8 protein-coding genes are annotated in these 7,786 nt (G+C 46.3%); 3 read left to right on the top strand and 5 right to left on the bottom strand.

Translation table 11 applies throughout. The annotated features are described in order from the left end of the window. From ACKPQ5_RS06940 to ACKPQ5_RS06925, 4 genes are all read right to left on the bottom strand, one after another. A partial coding sequence (locus ACKPQ5_RS06940; protein WP_407678375.1) for a hypothetical protein occupies window positions 1–211 on the bottom strand: 211 nt, incomplete at its 3' end. Beyond that, complete coding sequence (locus tag ACKPQ5_RS06935; RefSeq protein WP_407678374.1) at window positions 211–459, bottom strand: hypothetical protein; 249 nt, start codon at window positions 457–459, stop codon at window positions 211–213. The genes ACKPQ5_RS06940 and ACKPQ5_RS06935, both read right to left, overlap by 1 nt. Next, window positions 416–2,245, bottom strand: a complete 1,830-nt coding sequence (locus ACKPQ5_RS06930) for an alkaline phosphatase D family protein (RefSeq protein WP_407678373.1) — start codon at window positions 2,243–2,245, stop codon at window positions 416–418. The genes ACKPQ5_RS06935 and ACKPQ5_RS06930 overlap by 44 nt, the downstream gene beginning before the upstream one ends. A 10-nt stretch (window positions 2,246–2,255) precedes the next feature. Next, window positions 2,256–3,167, bottom strand: coding sequence for a carboxylesterase family protein (locus ACKPQ5_RS06925; protein ID WP_407678372.1), 912 nt, complete (start codon window positions 3,165–3,167; stop codon window positions 2,256–2,258). 315 nt (window positions 3,168–3,482) lie between these two features. Here ACKPQ5_RS06925 and ACKPQ5_RS06920 point away from each other — a divergent pair, with 315 nt between their 5' ends. After that, window positions 3,483–3,839, top strand: a complete 357-nt coding sequence (locus tag ACKPQ5_RS06920) for a hypothetical protein (protein WP_407678371.1) — start codon at window positions 3,483–3,485, stop codon at window positions 3,837–3,839. Window positions 3,840–3,981: 142 nt separating this feature from the next. Next, window positions 3,982–6,144, top strand: a complete 2,163-nt coding sequence (locus ACKPQ5_RS06915) for a TonB-dependent receptor (RefSeq protein ID WP_407678370.1) — start codon at window positions 3,982–3,984, stop codon at window positions 6,142–6,144. 12 nt (window positions 6,145–6,156) lie between these two features. Here the strand turns inward: ACKPQ5_RS06915 and ACKPQ5_RS06910 are convergent, their stop codons facing one another. After that, on the bottom strand, window positions 6,157–7,107 hold the full coding sequence (locus ACKPQ5_RS06910; RefSeq protein ID WP_407678369.1) for a DUF6807 domain-containing protein: 951 nt from the start codon (window positions 7,105–7,107) through the stop codon (window positions 6,157–6,159). 46 nt (window positions 7,108–7,153) lie between these two features. Here ACKPQ5_RS06910 and ACKPQ5_RS06905 point away from each other — a divergent pair, with 46 nt between their 5' ends. Then, window positions 7,154–7,645 carry a hypothetical protein gene (locus ACKPQ5_RS06905; protein WP_407678368.1) on the top strand — a complete coding sequence of 164 codons (492 nt, stop codon included), beginning with the start codon at window positions 7,154–7,156 and terminating at the stop codon, window positions 7,643–7,645. Window positions 7,646–7,786: the final 141 nt, after the last annotated feature.

The following is a 7,786-nucleotide window of genomic DNA, read 5'->3' as shown; positions in this document are numbered from 1 at the left end:
CGATCCACTGTGAACCAGTAAGCGAACAGACTAACCGGATCGTCTCCCTCGAGATACGATGGATTGCCGCGTCAGTCACTTGCGTTCCTTCCTCGCAATGACAAAGTCTGTCTATTGTCATGGACCCGCACACTACCATTCCCCCACATCTTGTCATCGCGAGGGCTGAAAGCCCGTGGCGATCCACTGTGTTTAAGTAATTGTACCGCATTACCCGAACGCGTCCATTGCATGCAGTGGATTGCCGCGTCGTCCGCTCCCGCTTACTCCTCGCAATGACAAATTCTGCTCACTACGATTCTTTACCAACCTTGTCATCGCGAGGGCTGTAAGCCCGTGGCGATCCACTGTGAACTGGTAAGCGATGAGCGAATAGACAAATCCGAATATCTTATCTCTATCGCGTGCTCGGATATTATTCTCGGTCGGTGGAAATAGATTCGGCGTATTCCAGTTCACCGGTGTTTCCATTATAATATTGAAAAACCACCTGGGGGTGAGGGTAGGCGACCCAGCGTTCATCTCCGAGTTTCTTGGGCATGTTAAAGACATTGTTGACCTTGACCACCGCATAGTGGGGATAGAGTCTTTCCATCCGGGGTAGGTCGGGTAGGATGTAGGAACTCCAGCGGATATCGCATTCCCGTGGGCCGAATTTAAACTTACCGGTGGCAGGACGGTCCATTTCATCGTTTTTCGGAACATGGTTTACGCTGTTGTGCGGACCGCAGCAGAATTCCCAGATGTTTTCAGTAATCTTAATTGCGAAGCTGTTATGAAGATCGCCGGTGAGCACAAATACTTTTTTGCCCATTTTCTCCCATTCGGAAATAAGGTGTTCCCGTTCGTCAAAGAAGGCGGTCCAAGCCTCTTCTTTATTCGCGGCCGCCTCGAATCCACCGGCTCCGCTGTGAGGAATCATAAAGGGAACCGTGGAGATGACGAAGAAGAAATCGGCATCGCTCTTTTTCATCGAATCAAGGAGCCAGTTCATTTGGGTTTTTCCGAGCATAGAGAGACCCTTCTTGCCACGGTCAGAAATATCATGCATGTCCCGAGCACCGCGGGTATCGAGTAAAAAGTATTCACAATTACTGACTTTAAAGCTGCCATAACTCCTCCGACCAATTGAGTAAGTGATCTCGTCGGAGACTTTTGCGGGCATGTGGAGTTGGAGGGTATTCTTGTCGATCACCTTTTTAATATCGTAAACATAGGAATTGGGATGGCCTAAGGATAGATCATCATAGGCGAGATCATTTACACCTGCCTGTGGGGTATCCCAATGCACATGCAGGTTGAGCATTTCGTCGAGGGGGAGTTTGGAAAAGTTGGTGGAGGGATCGATTAAACGATCACTCCCTTTTTTCATTTCGGCTTTTCCAAAGTGGATGGGGTGTTCGTATTCAGTTGGGTTGGCCCAGCCAAGGTAATTGTAAAAAGCATGGGTTCCAATATCCCGAAATACGGCCCGTCGGTCACGTCGGCCCGCGGTGGCAGCCCCCCAGATATCATTGACCAGTTCGTGGTCGTCAAAGGTGAAGTAGCTGGGTACATTTCGATGCCATTGGGAGAGGGAAATTCCCCGGCTGAGGTAGAGTTTATAATTTTCCCAAACTCCAACGACCGTGGGCATATGCTGAACCACGGGGGGGATTTCATCAATGCCCGCACGGAGACGCCAGGCTTCCGCCGGGTATTCCCTCAATTCTTCGTAGAGCCAATCCCCGTTCATAATATGAAAGTGGGTCTTGTCCGCCCAGTCGCGATTGAGAGTCTCATAGGTTTTCGCCCGGTGCCCGTTTCCATGAACGGGATTTTGGTTGGCACAGGATCCGATTTGAAACCGAAAATTGAACAGACCTTCAGGGTTGTATTTTGCATTGCGGGTTTTTTCCGCACTTGGAAGGGTGAGGAAAGATCCGGGCAGTCCATGAGGGCGTCCATTGACCTGAATTTGGTAATAGTACCGCTGGTCGGACTTTAATCCATTGAGGGTTACATAGCCGGTATTGTCATTTTCAATCCGGGTGGTTACAGACTTTGAAATTTGAGTAAGTTTTCCTTCGGTGACGCCGTACCGGACAGAAAATTCTCCGGAATCAGAAGTGCGTCCCCAAACCCGTACACTTTCAGCTGTGGGGTGGCCCAGCATCGGCCCATGAGTCAGGCGGATTGGATCACGGGCAGCTCCAAGTGAGATTATTGAAAATAGAAAACAGAAAGTGGTAAGTATCTTAGTCATTGGATTAAATCTATTTTTGTAAGTGTGTAATAAGGAAAGAAGTAGTATCGGAGTGTTTAGTTTTCGGTCCGCTTGGGTAATACAATTCGCATTTAACTCCGTTCGCGAGGCAGTGTTCCTGCAATTTTACCCCGAAGTTGGAGGTGTGGGTGGGGTCCTTTTGCACCTGTCCGAGAGCGGGAGAAGATTTGTACTGTAAAAAAATGGGAGGATCATCCTTCGTGACATTCGCATAGGGGGAGTATTCTTTGATCCAGGGCATGATTTCCTTGCGTTTCTTAAGGAATGTATCGAAGGGGTGCAAGCCGAAGGCATGACCGCCGTATTTACTGTTGGGTGTCCATTCTTTCATTTGTTTGGGATCGAGCGTGGTTTGTGCTCCAGTAACCGCGGCGCATTGTAAACGACTCGATTCACGAAGGATGGGATCTTTGTTTTTTGGATCAGCAAGGTCATCATGGAAGGCAAGCCAAAGGCTGGAGCAGGCACCGGCGGATCCACCTGCAGCACCAATTCGTTTTTTATCGATGTTCCACTTTTTTGCCTTACTGCGGACGAATTGGAGGGCTCGGGCAGCATCATGAAGAGGAGCTTTTACGGGTGGTGATTCGTCCGAAGTGACATAACGGTAATTGATCGCCACAATGGAGATGCCTTTTTGTAGAAGGGCATCGGGGTCGGCAAAACGATCTAGTCTTTCCTTGGATCCTCCTTTCCATCCACCTCCATGAATCACAAAGGCGACTGGAGCTGGGCTTTTTGATTCTGCCTTCCAAAAATCAAGCACATTGCGTTCATGTTTCCCATATCTCACTTCCGAATGAGTGGGCTTGGGTACTCCTGGTGAATACGCGGGGGGCTTCGTCTTTGCAAAAGCGGGTTGCGAAATAAATGCAAAGATAAAAAAGAGAATGAGTTTCATATTTTTGTTTAGATTTTAAAGATATTAATTGATGAAATAACAGCGATGTCCATGAGAAAAATTGCCGTTTTTTTTCTTTTGTTGGATATAACTACCGCAAAGGCAATGAATTCGTCCTGATCTTGCTTGAAATCAAAATATTACAGTTTTAGATAGGGAGCAGGGCATATTGTTCTTTCTCCTGATACCCCGATTCGGAATGAAAAGAGAGAGAAGAAGGATATACACCCGCTCTTTGGGGTAATAAGAATTAATCCTTTGCCAGTTAGGTTTTCTTATTGCAATTATGTTGCATTAAGTGGATGCTAACACTTTGTGATTCGTTTTCCCAAGATTTTATCTCTTCTGTGTGCTCTGTTAATTGGTGCTCTATCGCTTTCCCGCGTGAGTCCGGATTTGCATTCCTCCCTTTTTCATGGAGATGGACAGTGTGCACACGCGGAAGGAAAAAAAGGGTGCGGGACCGACAAGAGTCAAGAAGACCAAAAAGGCGAGGAGGAAAGTTCCTGTGCGGTGGTTCTTTTTGGACAGGGCCTCGAGGTTCAGGCACACTTTCAGATTTCCGCGTTTATCGGGCATATATCGGAAGCGGAATTTTCCACTGTCCAATTATTTAGGACATCGTGTAAGCATGATTCGTTTGGTGCCCGGGATCCCCCGGTACAGGCGTAAGTTTTAATTGACGGGTAGAACTGCGGACTAATCCGTGGACTCTCCTTTTTTTAATTTTCGAATTCATCCTTCGGCGCAGCCGGATTACACTATCTTAAAAAAGTGCTCACAACCCTTGAACTGAGCCAAACATAACAATCATATGAAATTTTATATTTCCCCCTTTTTACTTTCTGCTTCCTTGGGTTTTGCTCAGGAAAAAGCCGCAGATAAACCAATCGTAGAGCTTGACGCTCTGACGATCGAATCATCTCCTTTAGGTACCAAATCTAATAAATCCACTCAGGCGTGGAGTGTACTAACTGATAAAGAACTCGAAAGAGCAAAAGGGACTACCATCGCGGAGACATTGATGGATACGCCCGGCGTCAGTCAGACTCATTTTGGCCCGTCTGCAAATCGACCGATTATCCGCGGAATGGATAAGTTTCGGGTGAGGGTTTTGCAGAATGGAACTGATTCCTTTGATGTGTCCGCACAATCAGAAGACCATGCGGTTCCGATTGACCCCTTGATGGTGGATCGGATTGAAATCCTTCGAGGTTCATCTGCACTATTACATGGAGGAAGTGCCATCGGGGGTGTTGTTAACGTAATCGATCGAAGTATTCCTACTAGTCCCTATGATTCTCCGGGTGCATCACTTCGTTCCAGTTATAACAGCGTGAATGAAGGATTGAGTTATGGAGCCATAGCATTTGGAAGTTCAGATAAGCTCAATTATCAACTCAATGTATCCAAGAAAGATTACAACGATTACGACACTCCAACCTTCTACACCGAAGATCATCATGCTACTCCTGTGACCCAAGAAGGCCCCTTTAATACAGTTGAAAATAGTCACGGCGTTAGCTCTTCGATAGGATTCGGAGCTTCCTACATGCTTGATTCAGGTTTTGCTGGATTCAGTTTATCCAGTTTCGAAAATGATTACGGTGTACCCGGCGAACATGCCGAAGGTGATACCTTGATTGAAATGGAAAGTGATCGATTTGAATTTCGGTCCGAAATTGATATCGCAAACTCGGATTTATTAACCGGAATCGATTTGAACTTCGGTTTCGGAGATTACCAACACAGCGAAAGTGGTTATGAAACCGAAAATAATGTAACCGAATGGCACACTCATGCCACTTACTTGCGAGAAGGATTTGAAGGTAAAATTGCTTTCAAGCATGAAATCGGAAAGCTAAGTGGAGTTTTTGGCATTCATGGCCTTTTTGATGAGTTCAAAATTGTGGGAGAAGAAAGCATCTTTGGTGGACTGAGTAGGAGCTGGGATGATGACAATACATCAGCCACCTATGATAACAATTATTCAGACCCGAGTAACCCAAGTATAGAGGGTGAAGAGTCTAGCAGGATCTCACTTTTCCTAATCGAGGAATACGATTTAAGTGATGACACTACAATAAATGCCGGAATTCGCTGGGAGAGTATTAAACGTAAATACCAAAGCACTATTGCTGATCGGGATGAAACCACTTTCAGTGCAAGCGGAGGTGTTTCCCACGATCTCAACGAGCTTTGGAATCTCAGTGGTAATGTAAATTACTCTGAACGTACACCAGACTCGGCTGAATTGTACTCGGACGGGGCTCACCATGCTACCGAAGCCTATGAAATTGGAAATTCCAACCTTGAAAACGAATCTGCGGTGGGAGTTGAGATCATCATCCGAAAAACCGTGGGTAAGGTAACCGGTCAGTTCTCCGCTTTTCATACCGAATACAATGACTATATTTTCTTGGAACATTCGGGAATTGAAAGAGGTACGGACGGTAACCCCCAGCGTGTAAGTGTCTATGGTGGTGACGGATTTGCACCGGGTGTTGAAGGCCTAGAAGAAAAAGCATACGAATCGGTCGATGCAGAATTTCAAGGGTTTGAGGTTGAAATTGATTGGCTTGCCATGGAAAACCCTGGTTGGGATCTTTTGTTGTCCTTTTACGGTGACACCCTGCGAGGAAAGAACAAAACAGAAGGTGGTAACTTGCCTAGGATCCCAGCTTCCAGGCTTGGGATCGGTTTTGAAGTTATGCAGGAAAAGCTTGATTTCGGAATGAAACTAACTCGTTCCTTGAAACAGGATAAATTAGGGGATGATGAAGAAGTAACTCCTGCTTTTTCTTTGGTCAATGCTTTCGCTTCGTATGATGTAAGTTTCGGAGATTCCGTAGGAGAGTTATTCGTTAAAGGCTCCAACCTTACCGACGAGCTTGCCTACAATCATGCTTCCGTACTGAAACAGTTTGCACCTCTTCCCGGACGCAGTGTTGAAATTGGTCTGAAGTTTGATTTCTAAGGATAGAAGAATCTAGTTTTTAATCCATTCTTTCCAGGAACCCTCGATCACGCCGTGATCGGGGGTTCCGTCGTATAGGAGATAGCGGAATTTTGAGATATAGGGCTTACCTGACTCGATGGTGAAGGGCTCCTCGACCATGGGGGAATAGACAAAGTAGGGCATTGTCGGGTGTAAACGTACCCACTGGGGAAAGCGGAAGTTATCCGGGTGATTCATCACCACAACCCCACATTCCTGTCCATCGACCGGTCCATGCATCGCCACCCATCGAGGTCTTGTATGATTACCATTCTCCGGGTTTTTTTCTTCCGATGTGATCATTTTGCCGAGTGGATTTCCGTCCTCGACTTTTATCATCCACTGATCATTTCCCCGAATTGCCATTCCTCCGTAATGGTACCTTTCAATAACTAATGGATCCTCAGTGGCACAACTTTGAATGGAAGTCAGGTCGAACTGAAAATAATCTCTCTGTTTATGAGGGATTACAATCTTCCAGGTTTCTTTAAGAATCGGTTCATTCGAATCTTTGTTTGCGGTAAAGATCTGTTCGAATTGAAGGGACAGGGATTTCTTGTTTTCGGTTTTTCCCAAAAACTGGTTGAAGCGAATATCACCGAGTTTCTTTTTCTGGTTCCAGAACTCGGTGGGCTTGCCACGAAAACTTGACTTGGTCCAGGCGAAGAACAAGCCGTGCTGATGAGGGTGATCAGGTGCATAGTCTCCGGTGATAACTTTACCTGAGGGTGAGTAGAGTGGATGGATGTAACCCGTGCGGGAGTAATGGGGGGCATTATTTTTTGCCTTTTCCGAGGGTTTCTTCCGGTATTCGAAAAGCGGTTTTCCCTCAACGGTGCGAATTATAACAAACTCTTCCGTTTCATGAACGGAAGGGCGGGCATCCGAAAATAAATTTGCTAGACTTATAATTGGAAGCAAAGAGATTACGAAAAGTTTCATTGGAATAAGTATGGATGAAAGCAAATCTTTGCGGTAATTTAAGGATATGAGCAAGCGAATCGTTTTTGGAATCCCGATAATATTTGTAGTACTTGGAGTTTTTAGCTGGCTTGCTTGGCCGAGTGAGGAGGAACAGATCGGAGCCTTATTTGAGGAGCTCAGTGAGATCGCATCCAAGACAGAGGATGCATCGACTCTTTCCGATGCCATGGTGGTGAAAGATTTTAAGAAATTGTTCGCACCCAAAGTGGTCATTTCCATCCGGAGTAAGGCGAGAATTGCGGGGGAGCACACCAATCAGGGACTGGCTCAATTATACGGCCGGTTACGCGTGGCATCGCGTCGGATGGAATTGCGCTGTGAAGAATTGCAAAAGGTTTCCCTTGGTGATGGCGTTGCGGTGTATGCCGTCAAATTCTATGCCGGATGGACGGGTAAAGGCGGGAATGTGGTTCGGGAGAATGCACATTCCAGAGTGGAGCTGAGCAAGGTCGATGGGGACTGGACAGTAAGCCAAATCGATTACCTGAAAAAGTGAAGTAAACTTTTTTCTACAGTTCCTTCAGTTCCTGATCGGTCCATGGATTTGTTCTTTGGGAGTGTTTTTTTCGAAGGTCTGAGACTGTTTCTTTCTCCACACAGTCGCCCTCTTTTCCCCAGGCATAGCGTATGTAGGTAA

Source organism: Candidatus Seribacter sulfatis (assembly GCF_964187635.1).
Taxonomy (GTDB): Bacteria; Verrucomicrobiota; Verrucomicrobiia; order Opitutales; family Seribacteraceae; genus Seribacter; species Seribacter sulfatis.
Note: the sequence above shows the minus strand (reverse complement) of the source record. Positions and strands in the feature narration are given on the sequence as shown.

Excerpts from the sequence above, each read along its gene's own strand:
- ACKPQ5_RS06915 (WP_407678370.1), top strand. The coding sequence starts at position 3,982 with ATGAAATTTTATATTTCCCCCTTTTTACTTTCTGCTTCCTTGGGTTTT.
- ACKPQ5_RS06910 (WP_407678369.1), bottom strand. The coding sequence starts at position 7,107 with ATGAAACTTTTCGTAATCTCTTTGCTTCCAATTATAAGTCTAGCAAAT.
- ACKPQ5_RS06930 (WP_407678373.1), bottom strand. The coding sequence starts at position 2,245 with ATGACTAAGATACTTACCACTTTCTGTTTTCTATTTTCAATAATCTCA.
- ACKPQ5_RS06925 (WP_407678372.1), bottom strand. The coding sequence starts at position 3,167 with ATGAAACTCATTCTCTTTTTTATCTTTGCATTTATTTCGCAACCCGCT.
- ACKPQ5_RS06905 (WP_407678368.1), top strand. The coding sequence starts at position 7,154 with ATGAGCAAGCGAATCGTTTTTGGAATCCCGATAATATTTGTAGTACTT.